Here is a 26,838-nt window from a genome sequence, read left to right as displayed (position 1 = left end):
ATACCCAGCGCAATACTTACCAGTCGTGCGTATACCCCACCGTCAGCACCGTCCCTGGTGCCGGCAGGTGGCTGGTGTTGGTGCTGTTGCGCATCAACTGGCTGTACAACGGGTAATAGTCGCGATTGAACAGGTTCTGGATACCGATGCTGACCCGGTCATCCGCCCCCAGCCGGTACTGGCTGACCAGATCCACCGTGGCATAACCGTCGACCTTGCGCCGGCCGAAGCTGGCCACGCCGTCGAGCCGGTAGTCGTCGCTGTCGAACCAGGTCAGCTGGGCGCGGTGGCTCCAGTCTTCGTCAGGCTTGTACTCGACATAGGCCGTGACCTTCAGCGGCGGGATGCGGTAGCCGGTCATGTCCTGCCAGTCGCCGTTGTCCGGTTTCTCCCGACCCTTGAGCCAGCTGAAGGTACCGCCAGCGCCCCAGCGCTCATCCGTGCTCAGCCAGTCGGCGCTGCCTTCGACGCCGTAGATGCGCTCCTGGGTGCGGGTGAGAATCAGACCGTTGTTGAAGCTCTGCACATCCCCCAGCTTCGAGGTGGTGTAGAACACTGCCAGGGTCGCCAGGGTCTGCTCGCCCAGCCCACCGCGCCAGCCCAGTTCATAGTTGTTGGTCTTCACCGGCTCCAGGTTGGACGAGTCGATGTCGAAACCACGCCGGGCATTGCGCACCTGCACGCCGATATCCGGCAACTGGAAGCCCTGGCTGAACGCCGCGTAGATCTCCTGCCCGGTCACCGGCGACCAGGTCAGGCTGATGTTCGACAGCAGCGCATCGTAATTGACCTCGCCACCGGCCACGGTGGCAGGCAGCGCCGCGCTGGATTCGGACAGCGGGATGAAGTCGTCGTAGCGCGCCGTGGCGTACTCGTAGCGCACCCCGCCTTCCATCGACCATTGCTCGTTGAAACGATGCTGCAACTGGGCGAAGCCGCCGAGGCTGCGGGTGGTCAGGTCAGGCATGTAGGTGAGCCGGCCGATCTTGTCGTAGACCCGCCCGCCACTGGCGTCGTACAGGCGCGGGTCGAAGATGTCGATCGGCATGTCGCTGCGCTCGTGGTTGAAGTCGGCGCCCCACAACAACTCGGTGTTCCCCGCCTCGCCCAGCGGCGTGCGCAGGGTCACGCGGCTGCCGAACACTTCGCTGTTCTGCATCACCTGGTCGACATTGCGCCCGCGGGTGGCCACGCCACGGGCATCGAACGGCGTGAAACGGGTGAAATAGTCGCGGTAGTAGACCTGGGCATTCAGGGTGCCGCCGAGCACGTCGGCGTGGGCGTACTCCAGGTTGAGCAAGGTGTTCCTGATCTGGTTCTGTTCGTCGAGGGACAAGCCCGACAGTGGCTGCGCCGGCACCGATCCTGGCGGCAGGCTGGCGACCCGCGGGTCGGCGGTGTAATCGCTGTCCTGCTCGGCGTTGTAGTGGCTGGCGGAGAGCTGGATACGCTGCTCTTCATCGAGACGCAGGCCGAGCTTGCCGCCGATGTTGAAGGTGTTGGAATCGAACAGATCGCCCTGGCTCGGCTCCGGCGCGATGCGATGGCCGTTGGCATCATAGGACGCGCCGATATGCCGGGCGCCGAAGTCGACCGCATAGTCTACCTTGCCCTGGGAGCCGGAGAAGTGCTGCTGAAGTTGCCCGCCGAGGCCATCGCTGCCCAGTCGGCTCAAGGGCGAGACGGCGTTGAAGGTGGTCTGTGCACGGTTTTCGCCACCCGCCGGGCGGGTGGTGATGGAGATGATGCCGCCCGTGGCACCGGCACCGTAGATGGCACTGCTGCCACGGATCACCTCGACCCGCTCGATCAGCGCCGGGTCGATATTGGCCAGGTTGCGCGAGGAGTCACGGTTGGTGTTCAGCGGCACGCCATCCACCAGCACCAGCATGGTCCGCCCGCGCAGGGTCTGGCCGTAGTCGGTCACGGTGCGGCTGGAATCGGCCATGCCCGGTACGCTCTTGGCCAGCACGGTGGCGAGGCTGTCCGAGCCCTGGCGCAGTTGCTCCAGTTGCTCGCGCTCGATCACGCTGACCTGGCGCGCCTGGGGAACCAGATCGCTGCGGGTCCGCGAAGAGGTGATTTCCAGGCTGGACAACTCCACCGCGCCGGCAGCGCTGCTCGGCGTTGGCACTCCGTCCGGCACCACGACGAAGGTGTGCTCGTCACGCTCCTCGGCGCTCAGGCCGCTGTTGCCCAGCAGGCGTTGCAGGGCCTGTTCCAGGGTGTAGCGCCCCTTGAGCGCCGGGGCCGTCTTGCCGCTGGTGATGTCGCTGGCGAACAGGATCTGCGCATTGGCCTGGCGCGCCAGGGCACTCAGGGACTTCTCCAGCGACGCCGCCGGCACATCGAACTCGACCGGCGCCGACTGGGCCATGGCGAACGGGCTGGACAACAGGCCGGCGGCCAGCAACGACAGGGGCATCGGCACGCGCAACAGGGACTGACTCACGTAAGGCTCTCCAGGAAATGAAGGGGGTCATGGAGATAGCCGCCGCCCGCAGTGCGCAACCCTACCCTGTTCTTGAAATTATTTTTTCCCGCGAGGCGCGACCAGCACGGCACCGTCGGCAGCGGTACTGACGGTTACCGGCAGGATGCCCGGCAACAGGCTCAGCAGACGGTCGACATGGGCGCTGTCGAACACCCCGGACACCGGCAGGCTGCCCAGCGCCGGATCGACCAGGCGCAACGGCTTGGCGTGATAACGCTGAAGCACGCCGAGCACCTCGCGCAGTGGCGTGCGATCGAAGAGCAACTGGCCATCCTTCCAGGCCCCGACTTCGGTACCCTCGACCTTCGCCACCGCACCGAGGCGACCGTCCTGCACCCGGACCTGCTGGCCCGGTTCCAACAGGCTGGACGCGCCACCCGCGCGCACCGCGACTCGACCCTCGGCGACGCTGACCCGCACCGCGTCCTGCTGGCGATCGACATTGAAACGTGTACCGACCACCCGCACCGACACCGGCCCCGCCTCCACCAGGAAGGGGCGATACTGCATCGGCGCCACCTCGAACAGCGCCTGGCCCTGTGCCAACCGGGTCTGGCGACTGCGCAAGTGCCAGCTGACCTCCAGCTCGCTGGCGCCATCCAGCAGCACCGTGCTGCCGTCCGCCAGTTGCACGGCCTGGCGCTGGCCGACCTGGGTCAGGTAATGCTCACTGCGGTAGGCCGGGTCGAGCCCGATCAGCCCGGCCAGCAGCGCCAGCGAAAGCAGGCCGGCACGGGTCGCGCGGCCGGGTTTCCTGCGCGGCGCCGGCTCGGGCATCGGAAAGCGCTGCTTGAGTTGATCGCGCAGCTCGGCGATGGCCTGGTCTTCCTCGGCGAACTTGCCGGGGCGCGGGGGCTTGCTGCTCATGCCGACACCTCATCGCCCAGGTATTCGCGACAGGCCGCCATGCCCAGGCGCAGGTGCTTTTCCACGGTCTTCAGGGAAATGCCCAGGCGCTCGGCGACCTCGGCCTGGGGCAGTTCGTGGATCTTGTGCATGACGAAGACGGCCTGGCAGCGCGGCGGCAAGCCTTCGATGGCGCGGACCAGGCGGTCGAGGGTCTGGCTGGCATCCAGCTGGCGCTCCTGGCTGGGGAGCTGCGCATCCACCTCGGGCAGTTCCTCGACCCCGATGATCCAGTGCTGGCGCCGGCGTTCGCCGCGATAGCGGCTGACGGCGTTGTCATGGGTGATCTTGCGCAGCAACGCCAGCGGCGTGCGCACCCCTTCCTTCTCGTGCTTCTCCAGCAACTGCACGCAGACATCGTGGACCACCTCGCGGGCAAAACCGCGTTCGCCGAAACGCCGGCGCACATGTTCCACCAGTTCGTCGTAGTGACGGACCAGGGTGGACAGCAGCGAAGGTTTCGGGGGATCGGCCTGCACGGTGACCTGCATGGGGAAGTGATGCCCGGAGGGGCGGCGGTGCAGGAGTATAAATGCGAATACATTTCATTTGAAACATAATTTGGGGCAGATTCCGCCCTTGGCCGATCAAGGCAGGACTCAAGCCTTGGGTTTCATCCAGGGCGGCAACGGCTCGAAGCGCGCCTCGATCCATTGCTTGAACGCCAGCACCGTCGCCGCCGGGAAACGCGCCGAGGGCCGTACCAGATAGACGCCACCGGTAGGGTCCAGCTGCCACTCGGGCAAGACCCGAACCAGTGTCCCGGCCGCGAGATCACGGCTCATCAGCCACTCCCCCGCACCCAGGATGCCCGCACCGGCACGGGCCGCAGCCAGCAGGGACTCGCTGTCGTTGGCCGTCAGGTTGCCCCTGGGCGTGACGCTGACCTGCCGCTCGCCGGCATACATCCGCCATTGCGGAAACGACGCCAGTCCACTGAAGCGCAGGCAGTTGTGCTCGCTCAATTGCGCGGGTGCCTGGGGCACGCCATGCCGCTCCAGATAGGCGGGCGACGCGCAGAGAATACGTCGGTGATCGCAGAGTTTCTTCGCGATCAGCCGGTTGTCCTCCAGCTCGCCGATGCGGATGGCGAGGTCGAAGCCTTCATCGATGATGTCCACCAGGCGCTCGCTGTAGTCGGCAACGATGGACACTTGCGGATGGGCATCGAGGAACTCCGGCAGCATGGGGCCGATGCACAGCCGCCCCATCGCCGCCGGCAAGGCCAGGCGCAACACCCCACGCACCTGCGCCGCCCCGGAAATCGCCTGCTGCTCGGCCTCGGCGATCATGCCCAGGGCGGCGCGCAGGCGCTGTTCCAACTGCTCGCCCACCGCCGTGATGCGCACCTGGCGGGTCGAACGCTCGACCAGGCGCACGCCGAGGCGTTTCTCCATCGCCGCGACACGCTTGGAGATCACCGTGGGGTGGCGCTCCAGCAAGCGTCCAGCGCCCACGAACGAGCCCTGCGCGGCGACGGCGAGGAAGGCGGCGATTTCATCGCTGTGGGGGTTGTCCAGTACATCGAGGTTCATGGCGTGAGAATGATCGCTCCCGAGGATCGTCCGGATTCCAGGTCGGCATGGGCCCGGGCCGCCTCGGCCAACGGGTAGCGCCCCCAGATCTGCGCGCTGATGATACCCGCCTGCAACGCCGCCAGCACATCGGTGGCGCGCTCCTGGTATTCGGCGGTGGTGGCGGTATGCGCGGCCAGCGACGGCCGGGTGACGAACAGCGAGCCCTTGCTGTTGAGCGTGGCCATGTCCACCGGCGCCGGCGCACCGCTGGAAGCGCCGAACGACACCAGCACACCACGGGGACGCAAGCTGTCCAGCGAGGCCTCGAAGGACGCCCGGCCAATCGGGTCGTAGACCACGTCGACCTTGCGGCCGCCGGTGATGCGCGAGACGTCCGCTGCCAGGGTCGCCGGGTCGAACACCAGCACCTCGTCGCAGCCCAGCGCCCGGGCCTTTTCCACGCTGGCCTGGCGCGACACTACGCCGATCACGAAGGCGCCCAGGTGCTTGGCCCACGGCGCCATGAGCGAACCCAGCCCGCCCGCGACCCCATACATCAGCACCCGGGTGCCCGGCCCCACCGGGTAGGTGGACTTGAGCAGGTACTGCGCGGTGATGCCCTTGAACAGGACGGTCGCCGCGTCCTCCGCTGACACCCCGTCCGGCAGCCGCACCAGGCGCTCGGCGGGAAACAGCCGGGCGCTGGCATAGCCGCCCAGCGGCCCGGTGGCGTAGGCGACCCGGTCACCCACCGCGACATTGCTCACCCCGGCTCCGACACGCGCCACCCTCCCCGCGCCTTCCAGGCCGATCCCGCCCGGCAGCGGCAACGGCACCGCACCCTTGCGCTGGGAGACGTCGAGGAAATTCACGCCGATGGCGTCCTGCTCCAGCCAGACCTCGCCAGGACCAGGCTCGATGATCTCCACCGTTTCCAGCTCCAGGACTTCCGGGCCACCTGCCCGATTCAAGCGTATTGCGTGGGTCATTGCCTTCTCCTGCCCGTTCATGGATGGCAGCGAGTATGTGAAGTGCAGGAACAGGCAACAAGATAGCGGATCTGCAGTTCATTGCTGCACTGCTTGCATCAATGCAACTGGCACTGTCGTACCTGTTTCCATTGCAGTGGCGAAAAGGTTTTGTTACTTGTCAGGGACTTGTCCTGAAGCGGAGCCGTTATGTCGTCACTCTCCATCGTCATGGAAGTCGCCTCGATCCCCACACCCTGGGGCGCGCTGCATGCCCGTCGCTGGTTTCCCGAACGACCCGACCCGCGCCAGCCGGTGATCGTGCTGATGCATGATTCCCTCGGCTGCGTCGAACTCTGGCGCGACTTTCCCGCGCTGCTCTGCCAGTGCAGCGGCCTGGAGGTGGTGGCTTACGATCGTCTGGGCTTCGGGCAATCGGCGCGCCATCCCGGCGCGTTGCCGCTGAGCTTCATCGGCGACGAGGCGGACAGCGTGTTCCCCTTGCTGCGTGAGGCGCTGGGCATCGAGCGCTTCATCGCCTTCGGCCACAGCGTCGGCGGGGCCATGGCCAGTGTCTGCGCGGCACGCCATGGACAGGACTGCGTGGCCTTGGTCACCGAGTCGGCCCAGGCCTTCGTCGAGGCGCGCACGCTGGAAGGCATTCGCCTGGCCAAGGCGCAGTTCCGCGAGCCCGGCCAGCTGGAGCGGCTGGCGAAGTATCACGACGACAAGGCGCAATGGGTGCTGGAGGCCTGGACCGAAACCTGGCTGGCAGATGCGTTCAGCAACTGGACCCTGGCCGACACCGCTGGCGCCGTGGGCTGCCCGACCCTGGTCCTGCACGGCGACCTCGACGAGTACGGCTCGCTGGCACAGCCCGAGCGCATCGCCGCGCTCGCCGGCGACAAAGGCAGGACGGTGATTCTCGACGGCTGCCATCATGTGCCGCACCGTGAAGATCCGCAGCGTGTATTGGACCGGGTGCTGGCGTTCCTGCGCGAGGTGCTCTAGACGACTTCCAGGGTGGCGAGGTCCAGCAGGGTAAAGTGCCCGTTGGACCAGCCTCCGGTGTCGATATGCCAGACATTGCCCAGCACCCGCACCTCGCGCAGCGGCGTATGCCCCACCAGCAGCGCGCGCAGGTCGTCGATGCCTCGTGCGTTCTCGTCCTTCAGGCGCTGGCGCGACCATTGGCAGACCTCGCGGATCTTTTCCGGAATCGGTGATTCGCGCAGCAACGGCAGCAGGTCGCGCCAGCGCAGCAGCGGGCAGTCGGCATGCAGCAGGCCAACCGGCCCCTGTGCGGTATCTACCTCCAGCGCCAGCGGCAACTGCGCGAAGCGCTCGGCGAAGCGGGCCTGGCTTGGCTCGTCGAGGTCGAGGAACCAGCCGCCGCCAGCGGCGCGGTACAGGGCGTAGTCCAGCCATTCGCCGCGGACATGGGAAACCGCCAGGGCCTCGTGGTTGCCCTGCACCGCGTGGAACCAGGGCTGGTCCAGCCAGTCGAGCACGTCCTCGCATTCAGGGCCGCGGTCCACCAGGTCGCCGACGCTGAACAGGCGATCGTGCACGGGATCGAAATCCACCCGCTCCAGCGCCTCGCGCAAACGGGAAAAATGCCCGTGCACATCGCCAACCGCGAGATCGCGCCCACGGCTGTTGCGCGCTACCTGGATGACACCACTCATGACCTTGCTCCTGCTCTGCATCGCCGCCTGGCGGGAGTACACTGGAAGCTCTCCCACCCTGGTTCCCGGAGGTTCATCATGCGCCCGGTCCTGACGCTCGTCGCCTGCTGCCTGTTGTGCACCAGCATGGCACAGGCGGCGGCCCCTCATGTCGAGGTCAACTTCATCCAACCGGAAAAATTCCGCGACGCCAGCCTGCGCGGCGACGGTTACCAGCGCGGTGCCGACGAGCAGGTGATGAAACAGCTGCGCAGCTACCTCGAAACCCTTGGCAGCCGTTACCTGCGCGACGGCCAGACCCTGAGCATCGATATCCGCGATATCGACCTCGCCGGCCGCTACGAGCCCTGGCAGACCAACGCGTACTCGGTGCGCTTCATGCGCGATATCACCTGGCCCAGCATCGACCTGCACTACCGCCTTCAGCAACAAGGCCAGGTGCTGAAGCAGGCCGATGCCCGGGTGGATGACAAGTTCTACCTGCAACGCCCCGGCCGTCGCGGCTCCAGTGACTCGCTATATGCAGAAAAGGCCATGCTCGACGACTGGTTCCGTGATCTGGTGAAGCAATGAAAGACGCCCTGGCAGACCGACGGCTGGCAAGCCGCCGGTTTGCCAAGGCGCTGCTACACTGAAATCGCTTACAGGAGGAACGAGTCATGTCCGACAAAGACATTCAAACCCTGCTCACCCTCATCAACCATCGGCAAGACCGCCTGGCCAGTGCCTGCAAGGATATCGCCGACTGGATCGACAGCCAGGGCGACCTGCCCGCTGCCGGCAGGATCCGCGAAAGCCTGAAGGCGGTGGAAGCCGAGGAGGTGCTGGTCAAGCGGACCCTCACCACCCTGACCCTGGACCGCCCGCTGCCGCGCTTCCGACACTGAGCCGGACGACGACTCACCAGTCTTCGTGGTCCTCGTCGTCCAGTACATCCAGGCCGTATTCCTCTTCTTCGTCCTCGACGTCGTCGAACATCGGGTCGGCGTGCTCTTCACCGTCCTCGTCATCGTGGAATTCACGGTCGAGCAGGTGGTCGTGCTCGGGTTCGTGGATATCGTCTTCATCGGTCATGAGTGGTTTCCTGCGTGGCGATGCGAAATAACGGCGCCTGTATAGGCGCTTGCGCCTACGCCGTCAACGGCTGCAGGCTTTGCCGCATCTGTACCAGGGCGACACGCCGGCCTTGCTGGTCCTGGCGCTCCTCGATACCGAAGGGGACGAAGCCCAACCGTGGATACAGGAGCAAGCCGGCGGTGTTGTGGTTGAAGCAGGACACTTTCATTTCCCGGGCGTGGTGGCGTTCACGCGCTACCTCGATCATCTGCGTCACCAGGTAACGGGCTACGCCTCGACCTCGGGCGGCGGGCGATACCAGCACGTTACCCAGGGAACAGGTGCCGCCCTGCTCCCATTGGTAGAAATTGGCAAAGGCCAGGACTTCGTCGCCCTCGACTACCACCGACGAATCGCTGCGCTGGGCGATGGCGGCCGCCAGTTGCTCAGGCGTGACTGGCCAGGTGCACTTGGGAAAGAAGAAGAACGCCTCGTCGGCGGATTGGGCGAAGGTGCAGACCACCGGAATATCACGGGGCTCGACGGGGCGGAAACTCAGGGTCACGGTCATTCACCTCGGCAGGCATGGCCACTGGCCACGGCCTGCCAGTTAACTACACTGGTCCAGACCTGTAAACGACAATCCCTCGCTTGATGAAAACCGCTCTGGATCAGGGTATCCAGGGTTAAAGTAAGACCTTCCGCGAATACCCATCATCAACGCTTGATGATAACCTTTCGCATTTGAAGCAGTCGCTACCCAGGGACGGGCCATGCAGGACAAGTACGAGATCCACTATGTGAAGAACGGCCTGAAGAAGGTCGTGGTCACCAACCGCAATGGCATGAACTGGCTGGAGGCCTGGAAAGCCGCGCTGCTGATCGATGGCACCTGCGCCGGTGCCACCGTGGGCTTGCGCTGCGTCGACGAAGCAATGGCCCGTGCCGCGGACAGCGGCATCAGCAAGGTGCGCTGGAACAAGGCCAGTCATATCGCCTCGTGGAGCGAGCGGGCGCGGATGAACGAGAGCCGCTTGCTGGTCAAGCAACTGGACTGACTCCCCCTCCTCCCATCTCCCGCGCTGTTCAGATCTGCAGCGCCCCCCCCTGCCTCGTAGCCGGCCATCATGAGCCTGGCTAAAGATCCTTTGAGACCAATTCAATTTTTCTCATGCAGAGCCCGGCATAGACTACGCCTCAATTACAGATCATCTCGATACTTCCGAGTCAAACCCTGGGCACTTGCGTAACTGCATCAGGGCTTGTCTCGCACCATCAGGACGGCCGCTTGCATGAATAAAGAACCTAACTTCTCGATCAAGAGCATCAGCTTCGACGAGAACTATCGTCCCGCGGAAAACACCCGCATCACCACCAACTTCGCCAACCTGGCCAGGGGCGAAAGCCGTCAGGAGAACCTGCGCAATACGTTGCGGATGATCGACAACCGGTTCAATACCCTGGCGCACTGGGACAACCCCAAGGGCGACCGCTACAGCGTCGAACTTGAAATCATTTCCGTCGAGATGAATATCGGCAGCGAGCGCAGCGACCACGCCCTGCCCCTGATCGAAATCCTCAAGACCACTATCGTCGATCGGGAAACCAACGAACGTATCGAAGGCATCATCGGCAACAACTTCTCCTCTTATGTCCGCGATTACGACTTCAGCGTACTGCTGCTCGGACATAACAAGGACCGGGCCGGCTTCAGCACCCCGGACAACTTCGGTGACCTGCACGGCAAGCTGTTCAAGAGCTTCGTCAACTCCAGCACCTACAAGGAACACTTCAACAAGCCGCCCGTCATCTGCCTGAGCGTTTCCAGCAGCAAGACCTATCACCGCACGGAAAACCGCCACCCGGTGCTGGGTGTCGAATACCAACAGGACGAGTACTCGCTGACCGATGAATACTTCAACAAGATGGGCCTGAAGGTGCGCTACTTCATGCCGGCAAACAGTGCGGCGCCGCTGGCCTTCTATTTTGCCGGCGACCTGCTGGGTGACTACACCAACCTGGAACTGATCAGCACCATCAGCACCATGGACACCTTCCAGAAGATCTACCGCCCCGAGATCTACAACGCCAATTCCGCAGCCGGCAAATCCTATCAGCCGAGCCTGAAGCACGAGGATTACTCGCTGACCCGCATTGTCTACGACCGCGAGGAACGCAGTCGCCTGGCCATCGAGCAAGGACAGTTCGCCGAAGAGCACTTCATCAAGCCCTACCACGCCATTCTCGAACAGTGGTCCGCCCACTACGCCGCCTGACGCGTCAAGAACACAAGGTCATCTTCACATGAAAAAACTGCTTCCCACTTCAACCGCTGGCAGCTTGCCGAAACCTTCCTGGCTGGCCCAACCCGAGACCCTGTGGTCGCCGTGGAAACTGCAAGACGAAGCGTTGATCGAGGGCAAACAGGATGCGCTGCGCCTGTCCCTGCAAGAGCAACAACACGCCGGCATCGATATCGTCAGCGATGGCGAGCAAACCCGGCAGCACTTCGTCACCACCTTTATCGAGCACCTCAGCGGCGTCGACTTCGAGAAACGCGAAACCGTGCGGATTCGTGATCGCTACGACGCCAGCGTGCCGACGGTAGTGGGCGCGGTCAGCCGCCAGAAGCCGGTGTTCGTCGAAGATGCCAGGTTCTTGCGTCAGCAGACCAGCCAACCGATCAAATGGGCTCTGCCAGGCCCCATGACCATGATCGACACGCTGTACGATGCCCACTATAAAAGTCGCGAAAAACTGGCCTGGGAATTCGCCAAAATCCTCAACCAGGAAGCCCTGGAGCTGGAAGCGGCAGGCGTCGACATCATCCAGTTCGATGAGCCGGCCTTCAACGTCTTCTTCGACGAGGTCAATGACTGGGGTGTCGCCACCCTGGAACGGGCCATCGAAGGCCTGAAATGCGAAACCGCCGTGCATATCTGCTACGGCTACGGTATCAAGGCCAATACCGACTGGAAAAAGACCCTGGGTTCGGAATGGCGCCAATATGAAGAAGCCTTCCCCAAGTTGCAGAAATCCAGCATCGACATCATCTCGCTGGAATGCCACAACTCCCATGTGCCGATGGAACTGATCGAGCTCATTCGCGGCAAGAAGGTCATGGTCGGCGCCATCGACGTGGCCAACCATTCCATCGAGACGCCCGAGGAAGTCGCCAACACCCTGCGCAAGGCACTGCAATTCGTCGATGCCGACAAACTCTACCCTTGCACCAACTGCGGCATGGCTCCCCTGCCGCGCCACGTGGCACGAGGCAAGCTGAATGCCCTGAGCGCCGGCGCGGAAATCGTTCGCCGGGAGCTCCTGGCTTGACGCTGTCAGCTTCCAGCATTGCCATCGAGCCTTCGAGCTTTCGCGAAGCGCTCGGGCACTACGCCTCCGGCATCACGGTGATCACCTCCCAGATCGAGGGCCAGCCGATCGGATTCACCTGCCAGTCGTTCTACAGCGTGTCGATGAGTCCGCCGCTGGTGTCGTTCAGCGTGATGTGCAACTCGGCTAGCTATCCCGGGATTCGCCAGGCTGGTCGGTTCCTGGTGAATATCCTCTCCGGTGAGCAGGCAGGAATTTCCAACCAGTTCGCACGCAGGGGCAGCGACAAGTGGCACGGCGTGGACTGGCAGCGGTCGCCGCTGGGCAACCCGATCATCGCCGGCAGCCTGCACTGGCTGGATTGCGAGATACACGCCGAACACGCGGCGGGCGATCATCTGATCGTGATCGGCGAGGTGAAGGCATTGAAATTGCAGGAAGCGACGGCAGCGCAGCCGTTGCTGTATTTCAAGGGGGAGTACCGCAACCTTGCTGCCTGCGGCGTGGGGTGAGTGGTACGGCGATGCCGCAATCACCCCGGCAGCCTCATTCCTTCACCAGGCAAATCCCGTTTGCGCGATTCTTCCCGGTGTAGGAAACGCTCGCAGAGCCGTCCGGATTGACCGACAGCGAGATCGTCACCCCGCTGCCTTTTGCCTCGAAGTAGTTCTCGTTGAACTTCTTCAGCTTGCCTTCCTTGCCATTGATGTAGATCGGGCCGCCCTTGTCGGCGTGCACCTCGATATTTCCGGGACAGGTTGCATTGACCTGCGGAATACCGGCCTGGGCTACACCCGATGCCGCCAGCAAAACAACTAGCAGTAATCGTTTCATCTCATGCTCCTTGAGTCGACTGACCGAGTGGGAAGCAATAGCCCAACACAGCGCTGCCTGCCAGTGCCTTTTCCAAGAGCTCAAGCCCGTCGGCGTGCCGACCAGAAATGCGTGGCGGCCAGCAATACACCCGGTATGGCCATGCCGAGGCCGCTGTAGATGAATGCAGGCTGATCGGTCAGCAGCCCGCTCATCGCGAACCCGATGCCAGTGGGCGCTAACGCAACAGCCGCATAGCCCCACGGTTTTCTAGTTTCCTTGGCCATATCGCTCCTACTGTCGAAGATTAGGTTAGATCCTCACGGCTTGAGGTAAGTGATCGCATCAGCGAACAGCTTTGCACGATCCAGACGGGTCGATCTGACCGTCGCCAGCGTCCCACCATCTATTCCGCGAATGACCACGACAAAGCGATTGCTTCGTCCACGCTTCTCGAAAACAGAGACGTCACCAATCGAGTTCAGGTAAATACGCCTGGCAGCGTCTCTGGTAACCGTTTTGCTGCTGCCTACTGCAATAGCTCCAGCGCCAATCGGCACTGCACTACCAATCGCGGTTCCCTCGGAAATCACCCCATCCGAAAGCACGATGACCTTCTCAGTGACCAGAACCGATTGAGGGCGGGATTTTTTGCTGTAATCCTCGAAGAATGTCTGCTCAATCACTTCGACGGCCTGTTGCCGACTGCTTATGTGTGAGCCGGCGGGTGAATAGTCCAATCGCTTACTACCGCAGCCCGCGATCAAGACTGCGGCAGCAGCCGTTAGCAACAGCTTCAGTGCTCCTCTCATTTCACCCCCGCCCTGATGGCAAATAGCCGCAGGTTACCACCGACCTGACTTTTTTCCAGGCCATTTGGTGACGTCGGCACAGTCACCGAACAACGCATGGCCGAACTCCTCGGCTGGACCAAGCACGCCCTCCAAGACATTCACGAATCGACGCCAGCTCTGAAAGAACCGGGCATCCGACGTCGACCGCCATACAACTGCCGTCATACCTATGCGACAATGCGCGCCAATGTCTGGTCTCAACCCCCGCATTTATCGCCCAACAGCTCGGGCATGGCGTGCAGATGCTCTTGATTGACGTCTGTACGCGGGATCAACTCGTCCATCGACTGACGGACGCTGGAACTCTCCAGATTGGTCCGGAATGGATCCGCAGCTGCGACGAAGCCACGTAAGTTATTGATAGGTAAACCCTTTGATCTCCACCGCTAACATCACGATGCAGTTCGGTGCCAAACCACTGTTCGAGAACGTCTCCGTCAAGTTCAACAACGGCAACCGCTATGGCCTGATCGGCGCCAACGGCTGCGGCAAGTCGACCTTCATGAAGATCCTCGGCGGCGACCTGGAGCCGAGTGCCGGCCAGGTCATGCTCGAACCCAACACCCGCCTCGGCAAGCTGCGCCAGGACCAGTTCGCCTACGAGCAATTCACCGTGATCGACACGGTGATCATGGGCCACGAGGAGCTGTGGAAGGTCAAGGCCGAGCGCGATCGCATCTATTCGCTGCCGGAAATGACCGAGGAAGACGGCATGGCCGTCGCCGAGCTGGAAACCGAGTTCGCCGAGATGGACGGCTACACCGCCGAATCCCGCGCCGGCGAGCTGCTGCTCGGCCTGGGTATCCCGCTGGAACAGCACTTCGGCCCGATGAGCGAAGTCGCTCCAGGCTGGAAACTCCGCGTGCTGCTGGCCCAGGCGCTGTTCTCCGATCCGGAAGTGCTGCTCCTCGACGAGCCGACCAACCACCTGGATATCAACACCATCCGCTGGCTGGAAAACATCCTCACGGCGCGTAACAGCACCATGATCATCATTTCCCACGACCGTCACTTCCTGAACTCGGTCTGCACCCACATGGCCGACCTGGACTACGGCGAGCTGCGCCTGTTCCCGGGCAACTACGACGAGTACATGACCGCGGCGACCCAGTCCCGCGAGCAACTGCTGGCCGACAACGCCAAGAAGAAAGCGCAGATTGCCGAACTGCAGACCTTCGTCAGCCGCTTCTCGGCCAACGCCTCGAAAGCCAAGCAGGCCACGTCCCGCGCCAAGCAGATCGACAAGATCCAGCTGGCCGAAGTCAAGCCGTCGAGCCGGGTCAGCCCGTTCATCCGCTTCGAACAGACCAAGAAGCTGCACCGCCAGGCCGTGACCGTGGAGAAAGTCTCCAAGGGCTTCGAAGACAAGCAACTGTTCAAGAACTTCAGCTTCACCGTCGAAGCCGGCGAGCGCGTCGCGGTGATCGGCCCGAACGGTATCGGCAAGACCACCCTGCTGCGCCTGCTGGTCGGCGAGATGGCGGCGGACGCCGGTAACGTGAAGTGGACCGAGAGCGCCGAAGTCGGCTACTACGCCCAGGACCACGCCCACGATTTCGAGGACGATGTCAGCCTGTTCGACTGGATGGGCCAGTGGACCCAGGGCGAGCAGATGATCCGTGGCACCCTCGGCCGCATGCTGTTCTCCAACGACGAGATCCTCAAGTCGGTCAAGGTGATCTCCGGTGGTGAGCAAGGTCGCATGCTGTTCGGCAAGCTGATCCTGCAGAAACCCAACGTGCTGGTGATGGACGAACCGACCAACCACCTGGACATGGAATCCATCGAGGCCCTCAACCTGGCCCTGGAGAACTACCCGGGCACGCTGATCTTCGTCAGCCACGACCGCGAGTTCGTCTCGTCCCTGGCCACCCGCATCATCGAGCTGAGCCCGGATGGCGTGGTGGACTTCAGCGGCACCTACGACGACTACCTGCGCAGCCAGGGCGTGCTGGTCTGATAGCCACGAGCGGGCCGTCCCACATGTTGGGACCGGCCCGCTTCGTCGTCGATTAATTCGTTAGCCTGCTTTCTTTTATCCTCGTACGCAGCCATGATGTGAGCCTTCAACCGCTTGCCTGCGAACGAAACCCCATGTCTGCCGCACCCTCCGCGTCACCCTCGTCGTTGTCCGTCACCCTGCAGATCCTTTCGATCGTCTTCTATACCTTCATCGCCTTCATCTGCATCGGCCTGCCGATCGCGGTGCTGCCCAGCCATGTCCACGATGTGCTGGGCTACAGCGCGGTGGTGGCGGGCCTGGTGATCGGTATCCAGTACCTCTCGACCCTGCTCAGCCGGCCCATGGCCGGGCGCCTGGCGGACAGCCTGGGCACCCGTCGCAGCATCGCTTACGGCCTGTTCGGCATCGCCGGTGCCGGCCTGCTGACCTGGGCATCGGCGCTGGTGGTGGACGTGTCGCTGCTCAGCCTCGTGCTGTTGCTGGCCGGGCGGGTGCTGCTGGGGGTCGCCCAGGGCCTGATCGGCGTCGGCACGCTGAGCTGGGGGATCGGCCAGGTCGGCGCCGAACACACCGCCCGGGTCATCAGCTGGAACGGCATCGCCTCCTACGGCGCCATCGCCATCGGCGCGCCGCTGGGGGTGATCCTGGCCGGCGAGACCGGTTTCTGGAGCATCGGCCCGGCGCTGACCGCCCTGGCGGTGATCGCCCTGCTGGTGATTCGCACCCAGCCGTCGCTGCCAGTGGTGCGTGGCGAGCGCCTGCCATTCTGGGCCGCCTTCGGCCGGGTGGCGCCGTGCGGCCTGGCGTTGACCCTGGCCTCCATCGGCTACGGCACCCTGACCACCTTCGTCACCCTCTTCTACCTGGAGCGCGGCTGGACCGGCGCGGCCTGGTGCCTCACCGCCTTCGGCATCTGCTTCATCGTCTCGCGGCTGTTGTTCGTCAATGCGGTCAACCAGTGGGGCGGTTATCGCGTGGCCATCGCCTGCATGGCCGTGGAGACCCTAGGCCTGGCCCTGCTCTGGCTGGCACCGTCACCGGTATTGGCGCTGGTCGGCGCCGGGCTGACCGGTTTCGGCCTGTCGCTGGTGTATCCGGCGCTGGGCGTGGAAGCGATCAAGCAGGTGCCGCCCACCAGCCGTGGTGCGGGACTGGGGGCCTATGCGGTGTTCTTCGACCTGGCCCTGGCGATCGCCGGGCCGGTGATGGGCTTCGTCGCCGCCCACCTGGGCTATGCCTGGATCTTCTGCGTCGCCGCCCTGCTCTCCCTGCTCGGCGTCGGCCTGGTGCTGACGCTGCTGCGCCGCTCCGCCACTCACTGATCGGCGGTGTGCAGGCCGGCGCGACTGGAAACGCCCAGGGCGCGATTGAAGAAGCGCGTGGCTTCGGACTGTAGCGAGAGATGGATGCCGACCCGGTCGACCCCATCGGGGTCGTTGCACAGCGCCGGCATGCGCGCGCGCTGGTTGTCGTCACAAGGCGACATGAACACGAAGTGCCCCGCGCCCTGCAGGCTGCGGTAATTGGGGGTGACCGGCAGCTTGCGGGCCAGGGCCTCGGCGTTCTTGTCCACGGCCAGCAACTGGTCGTGGTCGCCACTGTAGATCAATGACGGCACGGTTACCTCGGCCAGCGCCTGGCGACCGAAACTCAGGCTCAGCGGCGCCATCAGCAGCAAGGCACGGATGCGCGGGTCGGCCTCGGGCAGCAGGTCGTCGCGGTCGGCGATCACTTCGCCGTGGCGGGTGCAGGCGTCGGCGTCCAGCGGGCGTTCCTCGCAGTAACGCCGCAGGCGTTGCAGGTCGGGCCGTGCGCCGGACAGTATCAGCGCGGTTTCCGCACCGGCCGAATAACCGATCATGCCCACCTGGTCGCCGCTGACGTAGGGCGCCAGCAGCGGATCGCCAAGGGCGGCGCTGATGGCCGCGCTGATCTGCAGCGGACGCCCATAGAGATTGCTCAAGGTGCCGAGGCGGCTGTGGTCCTTGTTGTTGTCTCCCGGATGCACGGCGGCCACCACCACGAAGCCACGCCGCGCAAGAGCGCTGGCCAGGTCATGCAGGGCCATTGGCGTGCCGGTGTTACCGTGGGAGAGCGCGAGCAAGGGGAAACGCCCCATCACCACCGGGGCTTCGGCGGCGACATACAGGCGGTAGCCGTCGATACGGCGGACATGCGGCTCGCCGCTGGAAGGATAGAAGGCCAGCACCTGCATGGGCTGGCCATCCAGCGGGTCGGGGATGCTCATGCGGTGCAGGCCGACGTTCCAGTGCTGCGCCGGTTCCGCCTGCACCAGCAGGCTGCAACCCAGCGTACACAGCACCAATAACGTCCGTAGAACCCGCATGTTGTTTCACCTTGACCCAAACGGCGATGACCCGCCCTATGCCAAGCATAGAGCGGGCCAGATCGTCACGGATGAAAGCTGGATGAAACTCCTGACAGTCAGGCCGCAGCGAACAGCTCATTGGCGATTTGCGCCTGGGCCGCCTGCAGGGCGTTGTTGCGTGGTTCCTCGCCATAGGCCAGGCCGTGGGCGCGGACGAACTCGATGTCGGTGATGCCGATGAAGCCGAGGAACACCTTGAGGAAGTCCTCGTGACCGACACCGGTCGGCTGGCCGACATGCAGGCCACCAGCAGTGGACACCACGATCACCTTCTTGTCGCCGCACAGGCCTTCAGGGCCGGCTTCGGTGTAGCGGAAGGTCTTGCCGGCGACGGCAATGCGGTCGATCCATGCCTTGAGCTGGCTGGCGATGCTGAAGTTGTACATCGGCGCGCCGATCACCACGGCGTCGGCATCCAGGAACTCCTGCAGGGTCTCTGCGCTCAGCCGGGCCTCATGGACCAGGGCGGCATCGCGTGCTTCTTCCGGGGTACCGGCAGCAAGCAGGGTCGCCGAGGAGAAGTGGCTGATGGCGTCGGCCGCCAGGTCGCGGTAGACCACCTCGATCGAGGAATCCGCTGCCTGCCAGGCCTGGACCACTTGCTGGCTCAGTTGCCGCGAGGCCGAGTTGTCGCCGAGGATGCTGGAATCGATGTGCAACAGTTTCATGGGGCTCTCCTTGAATGAGGACCGCTGGTCGGCGATCGCGATGGAGAGAATCCTAACGGCATAACCAATAGCTGATAAGATCGCAAAATTGCGTTAGTTCGTCCCACTGATGGAACAATCATGCAAGACCTCAATGACCTGTTCTACTTCGCCCGCGTCGTCGAGGCCGGCGGTTTCGCCGCCGCCGGGCGTCAACTGGGCATTCCCAAGTCGCGCCTGTCGCGGCGCATCGCCGAGCTGGAAGAGCGGCTCGGCACCCGCCTGTTGCAGCGCACCACCCGGCAACTGAAGCTGACCGCCGTCGGCGAGCGTTACCTGCGGCATTGCCAGGCCATGCTGCTGGAGGCGGAAATGGCCGACGAAGCAGTGGCCAGCATGACCAGCGAGCCCCGCGGGCGCCTGCGGGTGTCCAGTCCGGTGGGCCTGGCCCACGAGTTTCTGCCCGGGGTCATCACGCGCTTCCTTGAACTGTATCCGCAGGTCCAGCTGGAGATGATCCTGGTCAATCGTCGGGTCGACCTGATCACCGAGGGTATCGATGTCGCCCTGCGCGTACGCGATCTCGGCGACGAGGACCCGGCCCTGGTCACCCGCCGCCTCAACCGCGCGCAGATGCAACTGGTCGCCTCGCCGGACTTCGCCCGCCAGCACCCGATCCGGCATCCATCGGAACTGGCCACCTTGCCCGCGCTGGGCGCGGTGGAAGCGGATCGCCTGGTGCACCTGCGCCTGTCCAATGCCGAAGGCCAGCGCGAGGACATCGCCGTGGAAGCGCGCCTGGGCATCGACGATTTCGTCGTGCGCAAGGCCGCCGTCCTCGCCGGCCTCGGCTTCACCGCCCTGCCCCTGCTGCACTGCGAGAAAGAACTGGCCAGCGGCGAGCTGGTGCACCTGCTGCCGGACTGGTCGATGCCCAGCGGCTACCTGCAAGCGGTGTATCCGCACCGGCGCGGCGTGCTGCCGGCGGTGCGGGCGTGGATCGATCACCTGGTAGCGTCGTTCGAAGTCTGTGGAGAGCGTTATGTCTGAGAAGAACCTGAGTGAAGCGCAGGTCGCGGCCTTCTGCCTGGCGTTGCCGGGCGCGCAGGAAGACTACAAGTGGGGCGGCGTGCGGGTGTTTTCCGTGGCCGGCAACAAGATGTTCGCAGTGATGGACCTGGCAGGTGCGGGCCTGTCGTTCAAGGTCGACAAGGACCTGTTCCTGGGCTACGTGGACATGCCCGGGGTCCGGCCGGCACCGTACCTGGCGCGGGCGCACTGGGTCAGTGTGGCCAGGCCCCATGCGTTGGGGCGGGAGACATTGCAGGATCTGCTGAAGCGCTCGCATCAGCTGGTAGTGGGTAGATTGCCGAAGCGGGCGCAGGTGGGGTTGCTGCTCGACTGAAGGATCGCAGCAGAATCAGACGATATGCCGCCACTGCCCCAGGAACAGCCAGTCCACCCACGCCACCTGGTGCAGCAGCACGATCAGCCAGAACACCAGCTGGTAAGACAGCTTGCGGGTCTTGTGCCGCCACAGCTGCTGGGCCACCAGCGCACCCGGCCAGCCGCCAAGCAGCTCGCTGGCATGCAGCAGCTTCTCGGGAATGCGCCGGCCCTGTGCCAGGGCCTGGCGCTTGTCGTGCCAGTAGAGCCCGGCACACACCAGGCTCGCCACGCCATAGAACAACGCTGGCAGCCAGGACTGCCCGAGCAGCCCCACCTTCAGTGCCCCGCCCAGCGGCAGCAGGCACAGCAGCACGAAAGCCAGCAGCTTGAGGCGCGGGTACTTCATCAGCCGTGGGCCACCGACCAGTCGACCCAGCCGAACAGCCAGGTGGCAATGATCAGCAGGCCGAAGCCGATGCGGTACCAGGCGAACACCGCGTAGCTGTGGCTGGCGATGAACTTGAGCAGGCCGCGCACGGCGATCATGGCGAAGATGAACGACACCACGAAACCGATGGCGAAGACCATGAAGTCGTTCGGCTGGAACAGGTCACGGTACTTGTAGCCCGAGTACACCGCCGCACCGACCATGGTCGGCATGGCCAGGAAGAACGAGAACTCGGTTGCCGCCTTGCGCGACAGACCGAACAGCAGGCCGCCGATGATGGTCGAGCCGGAGCGCGAAGTCCCCGGGATCATCGCCAGGCACTGGGCGCAGCCGATCTTCAGGGCATCGGTCCAGCGCATGTCGTCTACTTCCTCGACGCGGATCACATGCTCGCGGCGCTCGGCCCAGAGCATGATCACGCCGCCCACCACCAGGGCCACGGCCACGGTCACCGGGTTGAACAGGTATTCGTGGATCAGGTCGGCGAACGCCACGCCGAGGATCACCGCCGGGAAGAAGGCAATCAGCAGGTTGACCGTGAAACGCTGGGCCTGGCGCTGGCGAGGCAAGCCCACCACCACGTCGAGGATCTTGCGGCGGAACTCCCACACCACCGCCAGGATCGCGCCGAGCTGGATGATGATGTTGAAGGCCATGGCCCGCTCACCGCCGAAGTTGATCAGGTCGGCCACGACAATCTGGTGGCCGGTACTGGAGATCGGCAAAAACTCTGTCAGACCCTCGACGATGCCGAGAATCACTGCCTGCATGGCGGTCCAAAAATCCATCATTCCCCCGTGAAGCGATGCTCGCGGCATGCCCCGTTGTAGTTTTCATTACGTGGTTCAAGGCCCAGGCACGCTGCGCATGGCGATCGTAAAAAAGCCGGCGCGCCCTTCAGGTTGGCACAAGAAGGCCGAAATCCTATCAGAGACGTCGGCCGAACGCTGCCGCGCAGATGTAATGGAACTGCCGAATCAACTACTTAGGCTTTGGTCGAGTAGGTTGGATCGGCAAAGCGTGCTTGGATGCCCGTGACAATAACAAGAACTCGAGGCCACCTTCATGAAGACTTTACGGAGTATGTCCATCAGCCGGCGCCTGTGGCTCATCCTGGTGCTGGCCGTTGCGATGCTGTTGACCCTCGGGTTGCTCATGCTCAACCAGATCCACAACGACCTGTACAAGGCCAAGGCGGAAAAGACCCGCCACGTGGTGGAGACCGCCGCCGGCGTGCTGGCCTATTACCAGGGGCTCGAAGCCGCTGGCAGCCTGACCCGCGACGCCGCGCAGCAGCAGGCCATCGCCGCCGTGCGCGGGTTGCGCTACGCCAGCAACGATTACTTCTGGATCAACGACCTGGGTCCGAAGATGGTCATGCACCCGGCCAATCCCAAGCTCGAAGGCCAGGACCTCAGCGCCATCCGCGATCCCGACGGCTTTGCCCTGTTCAACGAAATGGTCATCCTGGCCAAGGCCAAGGGCGCAGGCCGCATCGACTACCGCTGGCCCAAGCCGGGTGCCAGCGAACCCGTGGCGAAGACCTCCTATATCCAGCTGTTCCAGCCTTGGGGCTGGATCATCGGCTCGGGCGTGTATATCGACGACATGCAGGTCGAGTTCTACCGGCAACTGCGCGACGCCTCGCTGCTCGGTGCCGGTATCGCAGTGCTTCTCGCCCTGCTGGTGATCATGATCGCCCGCAGCATCCTCCTGCCGCTGCGCGAAGCCGAAGAGGCCATGGCCACCATCGCCAGCGGCGAAGCCGACCTGACCCGGCGCCTCGATACCCACGGCAACGACGAGATCACCCGCCTTGGCCACCATTTCAACCGCTTCACCGGGCAATTGCAGCAAGTGGTGCTGCGCCTGCGCGACGCGGCCCATGAACTGCACGGCTCCGCCGGCGCCGTCGGCAGCAGCGCCGAGCAGGCACAGCAGCGCAGCGAACAGCAGTCGCAGCAGATGGACCAGGTGGCCACGGCGATCAACGAGGTGACCTACGCCGTGCACGATGTGGCGAAGAACGCCGAGCAGGCCTCCAGCGAAATGAGCCAGGCCCAGGAGCGCGCCCTGCTGGGGCAACACAGCATCCACGGCAGCCTGCGCAAGATCGACGAACTGTCCTCCACCATCGCTGAAGCGGTGCAGGTGATCCAGGCCCTGGCCGGCCAGAGCACGCGAATCGGCAGCGTGCTGGAGGTGATCCGGGCGATCGCCGAGCAGACCAACCTGCTGGCCCTGAACGCCGCCATCGAGGCGGCCCGGGCCGGGGAACAAGGTCGCGGCTTCGCGGTGGTCGCCGACGAGGTACGCCTGCTGGCCCAACGCACGCAACAGTCCACCGCCGAGATCCAGGCGATGATCGAACACCTGCAAGGCCAGTCGGAGGCGGCGGTCAAGGCCATCGACGCCAGCAGCCTGGCCTCGCGGGAAACCGTCGAGCAGGCCAGCGAGGCCGGTGCCAGCCTGGATGCCATCAGCCAGGCCCTGCACAACCTGACCACCCTGAATGCCTCGATCGCCAGCGCCACTTCGCAACAGGCCGACGCGGTGGAGGCGATCAATCGCAATGTGGTGGAAACCGCCGACCTTTCCCGGCAGACGGCGCTGGCGGCACAGCAGTCGAGCGACTCCGGACAGGCACTGGGGCGCCTGAGCGCGTCGCTGGAGCAGGTACTGGAGCAGTTCCGGGCATGAAAAAACCGCCGCTGCCCTCGAAGGGACAGTGGCGGCTCAAGGCTCAACTCCTCACTTGTGGTTGCACTGGGCGGCTTCTACCTGCGCCAGCGGGGTCTCGTTCGGCCGTTTCGACTCGATATTCCAGTCGGTGTTGTTTCTGAAGTGCTTCATCAGGCAGATGGTCTGGTTGCGCATCGAGGGATCCTTGTTGCCCCAGTACTTCGCACCATTCGGATCGGCAGCCAGGGCTTTCCGTTTGATTTCGGCCATCAGCTTGTCGGTCTGGTCCGGACCGATCTTGCGACCGCATTCGGTGGGGACGATCTTCAGCGACTGGATTTTCTCGCCGGGATACTCAGCGAACGTGCGCGCTACCCACTGGACCGACTGGACGTATTGCGAACACTGCGGTGAACCCTCTGGCCCCCAGCCGCCAATCATGCCGTCGTCGGTGATGGGCGAATTGCAGCCGTCTGCCAGGGACTGCTCGTGGGAGACGTTGGAGCGGATCGGTTCCAGGTTGTATTCATGCTTGTACCTGACCGGCAGGCCACCCGACTGCAGCGTGATATGACAGACGAACTGGCGGCGCAGCGTCTGGTCCCTGTTGTTCCACTTTCTCACCCCATCGGGCAAGGCCATGGCTTTCTGTTTCAGTTCGGCGAACGCTGCGTCGGTCTGGTCCGGCCCAATCTCGCGCCCGCAGTCAGTCGGAACGACCGAGACCGAGTCGACGTGGCGGCCCAGGTAATAGTCGTAACGATTGATCCATACGACCTCCTTGATGTAGCTGGAGCACTGCTTCGGATCGCCGCCAGTGCCCCAGCCGCCCGCGGCAAGCTGATCGGGACTGGTGCCTGGCGCCGGCACCGGAGCGGGTGCCGGGTCGGGTTTCGCATCGCAGGAGAAGGTCAGCCGCTCATCCGGTGTATCCGGAAAGTCGAACTGCACCACCGCCACATCGAGACCGGTTTTCTGCTTGTATTCAGCCTGGTTCTTGAGCGCAGCCTCACGCCCGTCCGCACTGGTGTAATAGAACACGTCCACCGGCGTGATGCCGCTTTGCGGATTGGAGAAACGCACTTCGGGATAGGTGTTGAACGCCGTGGTCTGGTTGGGCACCGCCTCCATGGCGCGGCGGGCATCGAGGAAGTCCTTGAAGGCGTTGCTGCTGTCGATATTGTTTTCGGTCCGGCTGTCGAAGGCGCAGCTGGTGCCGCCGATGTACTCGGACTGGTTGAGGTTCGGCAGGAAGTACTTGTCGCTCCAGTTCTGGCCGTTGATACCTACGTCCACGCAGCGACCTTCATGCTCCGGCGTCTTCGAATTGTCGCCACAGCCCTTGTCGCTCCGGTCATACGCCCAGGCGTCTGCCGGGAAGCTGCAGTCGACGTATACCTTGTTCGCGGGATTCGGAGTGTCCCAGGCTGAGCTGACCACAATGCCGGAGGCAAACGTCGTCCAATTGTCCCCGCCCATGACCACAATATCGCGGAACCTGATGTCGTCACGGGCATAGGTGGCTGCCGAAGCGCCAACCGCCTGGGCGTTGGGACTTGTCTCGAACACATAGTAATCGCCGGCCTTGCCGCCGGACTCTTCCGGTCGCTTCACGCCGCGCACGATCAGCCCGGTACAGAAAGCCGCCGACTGGCGCTCGCCGTTCTGCCCCACGCAGTAATCCTCGGTCTTGGTGTAACGCTCTTCGAGCCGCTTTACCGCATCCTCGCAGCTCTCGGCGAGCGCCAGCGCCGTCTGCGCCAGCAATGGCAACGCCATCGCCAGCGCCAGGCCATCGGTACGTCTTTTCATCATCCAGTCTCCTGGAACCACCAGGGTGGTTCCTCAATGAGGGGAATCGACGCAACAACGACCGGACAGCCACTACTCGACGCCGTGACAACAATCTGCCCGTAAACCGCCGGGCACGAAACTGACAAAAATATCAGTTGGAGGCCGCAATCGACTGGTGGTCGGGCCGTGCGCCAGTACCTCGGTGCCGACGCAAGGCCCGATCCCGCGTCACTTCGAAGGCGGCGAATTACAGCCCTGACTGACCGAAGTGGCGTGGTCGACGTACATCCGCCATGGCTCCAGGTTCCACTCAGGTTTGTCGCGGGAGATGACCAGGTGACAGGTCATCTGCCGACGCATGGAGCCGTAGTTCTTCGCATACTCCGCCCACTGCGCATCCTTCGCATGCTTGTTGTACAGCTCGGCGTACATCTGCTCGGTCTGGTCCGGGCCGATCCTGCGCCCGCACTCGGTGGGGACCACCGACAGCGTCCAGGACGGGCCCTTGACGGGATCATTGCGATGTACCCAGGTGGAGCTCTGGATGTACTGCTTGCATTGACCGGCCGTTGTCTGGGCTGCCTGGGCCGCCGCCGCTGCCGCCGCGGCCTGGGCCTGCGCCAGTTGCGCCGCCTGCGCCGCCTGGGCGGCCTGTGCAGCCTGCCCGGACTGGGCCGCTGCCTGGGCAGCCTGGGCCGCTTGCGCGGCCTGCGCAGAGGCAGCCTGCGCGGCTTGCGCCGCCTGTGCCGCCTGGCTGACCTGGCTCGACAGCTCAGGCATGCCGTAGCCGCCACCTACCGGTTTGCCGCCTGCAGCCTGTACGGCCTGCAGTGCTTGGGCGGCCTGGGCTGCCGCTTGCGCTGCCTGGGCGGCGGCCTGGGCCGTCTGCGCCGCCTGGGCAGCCTGCTGCGCGGGATTGCTGATGGGGTTCGAACCGAAGCCCGGGCTGGGGGGCTTGCCCGCGCTGCAGAAGCCCGGCGTCGATACCGTGGCCGGCGGCCGCATCTGGTTGGGCGAGCAGGAGAATTGCGCCACCTCGCCGGGGAACCTGGGCAGGACCACGTCGATGACCGGGCGGTATTGCTGGGTCTTGGCGTAGTAGTCCCGCTGGTTGGCAAGGGCATCGGCCTTGCCCGCGGCATTCACCGCAAAGAAAGCGAGGACCGGCATGGCATCGGGTGGATTGGGGTTGTTCAGGCGCACTTCGTTGTACATCCCGTGCTCGCGGTTCGGGACCATGCGCCGTGCCTCCAGGAACGTCTTGAAGGCCGCGGCACGCCCGGCCTTGCCGCGTCCCTGGGCCGTGTCGAAGGCGCATTGCTTTTTATACGGGTCCGCGGTCCAGGCGCCATTGGCCGGCTGGTTGGCGTTGAACTGGGCATTCCAGGCCGCCCCGCTGGTGATCCCGGCGTCCTGGCAATAGCGCTCGACCTGGGCCGTTTCGTTGTTGTCGCCACAGCCCCGGTCGTTGCGGTACCAGCTCCAGCCGTCGCCGACGAAGGCGCACTGCAGGAACAGGCCGTTCTGGCTGGGACACAGGTGCTCCCTGGGGGTGATGAAGAAACCGTTGGTGGTGTTCATCGGCGAGTTGTCGAAGCCGATGTCCTTGCGCAAGTAGGACGCGGCGAAAGCGCCCTGCCTGATCGACTCCGGGCTCGACTTCCAGACATCGAAATTCTGCCCTTTCGCCGGATCGGCGCGGTTCGTGCCCCTGAACAGGAGGCCGGAGCAATCCGCAGCCAGCTCGCCACTGGGGCAGCTGTCCACGGTCTTGTTGTACAACTGCTGGACCAACGCCAGCGTGGCCTCGCAGGTTTCCGCCCGGGCCACGGACCAGGGCAGCAGCAAGGGCGATAGCGACAGGATCACGATCTTTCTGATGGGCATGCGCATGGAG

General features: G+C 64.1%; 29 protein-coding genes. 12 read left to right on the top strand and 17 right to left on the bottom strand.

All coding sequences use genetic code 11. The features are described 5' to 3' along the window. Positions 1-16 precede the first annotated feature (16 nt). The 5 genes from V0R59_RS20770 to V0R59_RS20750 form a co-directional block, all read right to left on the bottom strand. Positions 17-2,425, bottom strand: a complete 2,409-nt coding sequence (locus V0R59_RS20770) for a TonB-dependent receptor (RefSeq protein WP_330076796.1) — start codon at positions 2,423-2,425, stop codon at positions 17-19. A gap of 105 nt (positions 2,426-2,530) precedes the next feature. Continuing rightward, positions 2,531-3,361 carry a FecR family protein gene (locus V0R59_RS20765; protein ID WP_330076717.1) on the bottom strand — a complete coding sequence of 277 codons (831 nt, stop codon included), beginning with the start codon at positions 3,359-3,361 and terminating at the stop codon, positions 2,531-2,533. Next, a complete protein-coding gene (locus V0R59_RS20760) occupies positions 3,358-3,879 on the bottom strand; it encodes an RNA polymerase sigma factor (RefSeq protein ID WP_330076797.1) in 522 nt (173 codons plus the stop codon). Before V0R59_RS20760 ends, V0R59_RS20765 begins: the two co-directional genes overlap by 4 nt. Before the next feature lie 120 nt (positions 3,880-3,999). Further along, the gene (locus V0R59_RS20755) at positions 4,000-4,935 is read right to left on the bottom strand and encodes a LysR family transcriptional regulator (protein ID WP_330076718.1); all 936 of its coding nucleotides are present in this window, start codon (positions 4,933-4,935) and stop codon (positions 4,000-4,002) included. Then, positions 4,932-5,906 carry a quinone oxidoreductase family protein gene (locus V0R59_RS20750; RefSeq protein ID WP_330076719.1) on the bottom strand — a complete coding sequence of 325 codons (975 nt, stop codon included), beginning with the start codon at positions 5,904-5,906 and terminating at the stop codon, positions 4,932-4,934. The genes V0R59_RS20755 and V0R59_RS20750 overlap by 4 nt, the downstream gene beginning before the upstream one ends. Before the next feature lie 189 nt (positions 5,907-6,095). Here V0R59_RS20750 and V0R59_RS20745 point away from each other — a divergent pair, with 189 nt between their 5' ends. Then, on the top strand, positions 6,096-6,896 hold the full coding sequence (locus V0R59_RS20745; protein ID WP_330076720.1) for an alpha/beta fold hydrolase: 801 nt from the start codon (positions 6,096-6,098) through the stop codon (positions 6,894-6,896). Here the strand turns inward: V0R59_RS20745 and V0R59_RS20740 are convergent. After that, entirely contained in the window at positions 6,893-7,573 is a 681-nt protein-coding gene (locus V0R59_RS20740) for a metallophosphoesterase (RefSeq protein ID WP_330076721.1), read from the bottom strand. The two genes, V0R59_RS20745 and V0R59_RS20740, sit on opposite strands and share 4 nt — an antisense overlap. A 78-nt stretch (positions 7,574-7,651) precedes the next feature. On the opposite strand from V0R59_RS20740, the gene V0R59_RS20735 reads away from it, so the two are divergent. After that, positions 7,652-8,146, top strand: a complete 495-nt coding sequence (locus V0R59_RS20735; RefSeq protein WP_330076722.1) for a DUF3016 domain-containing protein — start codon at positions 7,652-7,654, stop codon at positions 8,144-8,146. Between the two features lie 86 nt (positions 8,147-8,232). After that, entirely contained in the window at positions 8,233-8,460 is a 228-nt protein-coding gene (locus tag V0R59_RS20730; RefSeq protein WP_330076723.1) for a hypothetical protein, read from the top strand. A gap of 13 nt (positions 8,461-8,473) precedes the next feature. Here the strand turns inward: V0R59_RS20730 and V0R59_RS20725 are convergent, their stop codons facing one another. Continuing rightward, positions 8,474-8,647 carry a hypothetical protein gene (locus V0R59_RS20725; RefSeq protein ID WP_330076724.1) on the bottom strand — a complete coding sequence of 58 codons (174 nt, stop codon included), beginning with the start codon at positions 8,645-8,647 and terminating at the stop codon, positions 8,474-8,476. A gap of 55 nt (positions 8,648-8,702) precedes the next feature. Beyond that, positions 8,703-9,194 carry a GNAT family N-acetyltransferase gene (locus tag V0R59_RS20720; protein ID WP_330076725.1) on the bottom strand — a complete coding sequence of 164 codons (492 nt, stop codon included), beginning with the start codon at positions 9,192-9,194 and terminating at the stop codon, positions 8,703-8,705. Positions 9,195-9,402: 208 nt separating this feature from the next. On the opposite strand from V0R59_RS20720, the gene V0R59_RS20715 reads away from it, so the two are divergent. The 4 genes from V0R59_RS20715 to V0R59_RS20700 all read left to right on the top strand — a co-directional run bounded on the left by V0R59_RS20715 (position 9,403) and on the right by V0R59_RS20700 (position 12,474). After that, on the top strand, positions 9,403-9,687 hold the full coding sequence (locus tag V0R59_RS20715; RefSeq protein ID WP_330076726.1) for a hypothetical protein: 285 nt from the start codon (positions 9,403-9,405) through the stop codon (positions 9,685-9,687). Positions 9,688-9,921: 234 nt separating this feature from the next. Then, positions 9,922-10,905, top strand: coding sequence for a DUF1852 domain-containing protein (locus tag V0R59_RS20710; protein ID WP_330076727.1), 984 nt, complete (start codon positions 9,922-9,924; stop codon positions 10,903-10,905). Positions 10,906-10,933: 28 nt separating this feature from the next. Then, the gene (locus V0R59_RS20705) at positions 10,934-11,962 is read left to right on the top strand and encodes a methionine synthase (RefSeq protein ID WP_330076728.1); all 1,029 of its coding nucleotides are present in this window, start codon (positions 10,934-10,936) and stop codon (positions 11,960-11,962) included. 2 nt (positions 11,963-11,964) lie between these two features. Next, on the top strand, positions 11,965-12,474 hold the full coding sequence (locus tag V0R59_RS20700; RefSeq protein WP_330076798.1) for a flavin reductase family protein: 510 nt from the start codon (positions 11,965-11,967) through the stop codon (positions 12,472-12,474). Between the two features lie 34 nt (positions 12,475-12,508). Here V0R59_RS20700 and V0R59_RS20695 read toward each other — a convergent pair whose 3' ends face one another. The 3 genes from V0R59_RS20695 to V0R59_RS20685 all read right to left on the bottom strand — a co-directional run bounded on the left by V0R59_RS20695 (position 12,509) and on the right by V0R59_RS20685 (position 13,587). Next, entirely contained in the window at positions 12,509-12,796 is a 288-nt protein-coding gene (locus V0R59_RS20695) for a hypothetical protein (protein ID WP_330076729.1), read from the bottom strand. A gap of 80 nt (positions 12,797-12,876) precedes the next feature. Beyond that, on the bottom strand, positions 12,877-13,062 hold the full coding sequence (locus tag V0R59_RS20690) for a hypothetical protein (RefSeq protein WP_330076730.1): 186 nt from the start codon (positions 13,060-13,062) through the stop codon (positions 12,877-12,879). A gap of 33 nt (positions 13,063-13,095) precedes the next feature. After that, entirely contained in the window at positions 13,096-13,587 is a 492-nt protein-coding gene (locus V0R59_RS20685) for a hypothetical protein (protein WP_330076731.1), read from the bottom strand. Between the two features lie 415 nt (positions 13,588-14,002). On the opposite strand from V0R59_RS20685, the gene V0R59_RS20675 reads away from it, so the two are divergent. Then, positions 14,003-15,589 carry an ABC-F family ATPase gene (locus V0R59_RS20675; RefSeq protein WP_330076732.1) on the top strand — a complete coding sequence of 529 codons (1,587 nt, stop codon included), beginning with the start codon at positions 14,003-14,005 and terminating at the stop codon, positions 15,587-15,589. 134 nt (positions 15,590-15,723) lie between these two features. Beyond that, positions 15,724-16,914: an MFS transporter gene (locus V0R59_RS20670; RefSeq protein WP_330076733.1), complete on the top strand. Its 1,191-nt coding sequence runs from the start codon at positions 15,724-15,726 to the stop codon at positions 16,912-16,914. Here V0R59_RS20670 and V0R59_RS20665 read toward each other — a convergent pair. Together V0R59_RS20665 and V0R59_RS20660 are read right to left on the bottom strand one after the other, a co-directional pair. After that, a complete protein-coding gene (locus tag V0R59_RS20665) occupies positions 16,908-17,939 on the bottom strand; it encodes an alpha/beta hydrolase family protein (protein ID WP_330076734.1) in 1,032 nt (343 codons plus the stop codon). The two genes, V0R59_RS20670 and V0R59_RS20665, sit on opposite strands and share 7 nt — an antisense overlap. 98 nt (positions 17,940-18,037) lie before the next feature. After that, entirely contained in the window at positions 18,038-18,649 is a 612-nt protein-coding gene (locus tag V0R59_RS20660) for an FMN-dependent NADH-azoreductase (protein ID WP_330076735.1), read from the bottom strand. Between the two features lie 120 nt (positions 18,650-18,769). On the opposite strand from V0R59_RS20660, the gene V0R59_RS20655 reads away from it, so the two are divergent. Further along, positions 18,770-19,678 carry a LysR substrate-binding domain-containing protein gene (locus V0R59_RS20655; protein WP_330076736.1) on the top strand — a complete coding sequence of 303 codons (909 nt, stop codon included), beginning with the start codon at positions 18,770-18,772 and terminating at the stop codon, positions 19,676-19,678. After that, complete coding sequence (locus V0R59_RS20650) at positions 19,671-20,033, top strand: MmcQ/YjbR family DNA-binding protein (protein ID WP_330076737.1); 363 nt, start codon at positions 19,671-19,673, stop codon at positions 20,031-20,033. The genes V0R59_RS20655 and V0R59_RS20650 overlap by 8 nt, the downstream gene beginning before the upstream one ends. 15 nt (positions 20,034-20,048) lie before the next feature. Here the strand turns inward: V0R59_RS20650 and V0R59_RS20645 are convergent, their stop codons facing one another. Together V0R59_RS20645 and V0R59_RS20640 are read right to left on the bottom strand one after the other, a co-directional pair. Beyond that, positions 20,049-20,423: a DUF1294 domain-containing protein gene (locus V0R59_RS20645; RefSeq protein ID WP_330076738.1), complete on the bottom strand. Its 375-nt coding sequence runs from the start codon at positions 20,421-20,423 to the stop codon at positions 20,049-20,051. Continuing rightward, positions 20,423-21,253, bottom strand: coding sequence for an undecaprenyl-diphosphate phosphatase (locus V0R59_RS20640; RefSeq protein ID WP_330076739.1), 831 nt, complete (start codon positions 21,251-21,253; stop codon positions 20,423-20,425). The genes V0R59_RS20645 and V0R59_RS20640 overlap by 1 nt, the downstream gene beginning before the upstream one ends. A 277-nt stretch (positions 21,254-21,530) precedes the next feature. Between V0R59_RS20640 and V0R59_RS20635 the strand changes: the two genes are divergently transcribed. Then, a complete protein-coding gene (locus tag V0R59_RS20635; RefSeq protein WP_330076740.1) occupies positions 21,531-23,165 on the top strand; it encodes a methyl-accepting chemotaxis protein in 1,635 nt (544 codons plus the stop codon). Positions 23,166-23,216: 51 nt separating this feature from the next. Here the strand turns inward: V0R59_RS20635 and V0R59_RS20630 are convergent, their stop codons facing one another. Both V0R59_RS20630 and V0R59_RS20625 read right to left on the bottom strand, forming a co-directional pair. Then, positions 23,217-24,959 (bottom strand): DUF2599 domain-containing protein, encoded by a 1,743-nt coding sequence (locus tag V0R59_RS20630; RefSeq protein ID WP_330076741.1) that lies wholly within the window; start codon positions 24,957-24,959, stop codon positions 23,217-23,219. 210 nt (positions 24,960-25,169) lie between these two features. Next, the gene (locus tag V0R59_RS20625) at positions 25,170-26,834 is read right to left on the bottom strand and encodes a DUF2599 domain-containing protein (RefSeq protein WP_330076742.1); all 1,665 of its coding nucleotides are present in this window, start codon (positions 26,832-26,834) and stop codon (positions 25,170-25,172) included. Positions 26,835-26,838 lie beyond the last annotated feature (4 nt).

Origin of the sequence: Pseudomonas ulcerans, from assembly GCF_036324125.1 — a bacterium.
GTDB classification, from domain to species: Bacteria; Pseudomonadota; Gammaproteobacteria; order Pseudomonadales; family Pseudomonadaceae; genus Aquipseudomonas; species Aquipseudomonas ulcerans.
This window is presented reverse-complemented; position numbering and strand designations above follow the sequence as displayed.

What these genes read in the sequence shown, in the direction of transcription:
- V0R59_RS20770 (WP_330076796.1), bottom strand. Translation starts at nt 2,425, where the DNA reads ATGCCCCTGTCGTTGCTGGCCGCCGGCCTGTTGTCCAGCCCGTTCGCC.
- V0R59_RS20765 (WP_330076717.1), bottom strand. Translation starts at nt 3,361, where the DNA reads ATGAGCAGCAAGCCCCCGCGCCCCGGCAAGTTCGCCGAGGAAGACCAG.
- V0R59_RS20755 (WP_330076718.1), bottom strand. Translation starts at nt 4,935, where the DNA reads ATGAACCTCGATGTACTGGACAACCCCCACAGCGATGAAATCGCCGCC.
- V0R59_RS20750 (WP_330076719.1), bottom strand. Translation starts at nt 5,906, where the DNA reads ATGACCCACGCAATACGCTTGAATCGGGCAGGTGGCCCGGAAGTCCTG.
- V0R59_RS20745 (WP_330076720.1), top strand. Translation starts at nt 6,096, where the DNA reads ATGTCGTCACTCTCCATCGTCATGGAAGTCGCCTCGATCCCCACACCC.
- V0R59_RS20740 (WP_330076721.1), bottom strand. Translation starts at nt 7,573, where the DNA reads ATGAGTGGTGTCATCCAGGTAGCGCGCAACAGCCGTGGGCGCGATCTC.
- V0R59_RS20735 (WP_330076722.1), top strand. Translation starts at nt 7,652, where the DNA reads ATGCGCCCGGTCCTGACGCTCGTCGCCTGCTGCCTGTTGTGCACCAGC.
- V0R59_RS20730 (WP_330076723.1), top strand. Translation starts at nt 8,233, where the DNA reads ATGTCCGACAAAGACATTCAAACCCTGCTCACCCTCATCAACCATCGG.
- V0R59_RS20725 (WP_330076724.1), bottom strand. Translation starts at nt 8,647, where the DNA reads ATGACCGATGAAGACGATATCCACGAACCCGAGCACGACCACCTGCTC.
- V0R59_RS20715 (WP_330076726.1), top strand. Translation starts at nt 9,403, where the DNA reads ATGCAGGACAAGTACGAGATCCACTATGTGAAGAACGGCCTGAAGAAG.
- V0R59_RS20710 (WP_330076727.1), top strand. Translation starts at nt 9,922, where the DNA reads ATGAATAAAGAACCTAACTTCTCGATCAAGAGCATCAGCTTCGACGAG.
- V0R59_RS20705 (WP_330076728.1), top strand. Translation starts at nt 10,934, where the DNA reads ATGAAAAAACTGCTTCCCACTTCAACCGCTGGCAGCTTGCCGAAACCT.
- V0R59_RS20695 (WP_330076729.1), bottom strand. Translation starts at nt 12,796, where the DNA reads ATGAAACGATTACTGCTAGTTGTTTTGCTGGCGGCATCGGGTGTAGCC.
- V0R59_RS20690 (WP_330076730.1), bottom strand. Translation starts at nt 13,062, where the DNA reads ATGGCCAAGGAAACTAGAAAACCGTGGGGCTATGCGGCTGTTGCGTTA.
- V0R59_RS20685 (WP_330076731.1), bottom strand. Translation starts at nt 13,587, where the DNA reads ATGAGAGGAGCACTGAAGCTGTTGCTAACGGCTGCTGCCGCAGTCTTG.
- V0R59_RS20670 (WP_330076733.1), top strand. Translation starts at nt 15,724, where the DNA reads ATGTCTGCCGCACCCTCCGCGTCACCCTCGTCGTTGTCCGTCACCCTG.
- V0R59_RS20665 (WP_330076734.1), bottom strand. Translation starts at nt 17,939, where the DNA reads ATGCGGGTTCTACGGACGTTATTGGTGCTGTGTACGCTGGGTTGCAGC.
- V0R59_RS20660 (WP_330076735.1), bottom strand. Translation starts at nt 18,649, where the DNA reads ATGAAACTGTTGCACATCGATTCCAGCATCCTCGGCGACAACTCGGCC.
- V0R59_RS20655 (WP_330076736.1), top strand. Translation starts at nt 18,770, where the DNA reads ATGCAAGACCTCAATGACCTGTTCTACTTCGCCCGCGTCGTCGAGGCC.
- V0R59_RS20650 (WP_330076737.1), top strand. Translation starts at nt 19,671, where the DNA reads ATGTCTGAGAAGAACCTGAGTGAAGCGCAGGTCGCGGCCTTCTGCCTG.
- V0R59_RS20645 (WP_330076738.1), bottom strand. Translation starts at nt 20,423, where the DNA reads ATGAAGTACCCGCGCCTCAAGCTGCTGGCTTTCGTGCTGCTGTGCCTG.
- V0R59_RS20640 (WP_330076739.1), bottom strand. Translation starts at nt 21,253, where the DNA reads ATGGATTTTTGGACCGCCATGCAGGCAGTGATTCTCGGCATCGTCGAG.
- V0R59_RS20635 (WP_330076740.1), top strand. Translation starts at nt 21,531, where the DNA reads ATGAAGACTTTACGGAGTATGTCCATCAGCCGGCGCCTGTGGCTCATC.
- V0R59_RS20630 (WP_330076741.1), bottom strand. Translation starts at nt 24,959, where the DNA reads ATGAAAAGACGTACCGATGGCCTGGCGCTGGCGATGGCGTTGCCATTG.
- V0R59_RS20625 (WP_330076742.1), bottom strand. Translation starts at nt 26,834, where the DNA reads ATGCGCATGCCCATCAGAAAGATCGTGATCCTGTCGCTATCGCCCTTG.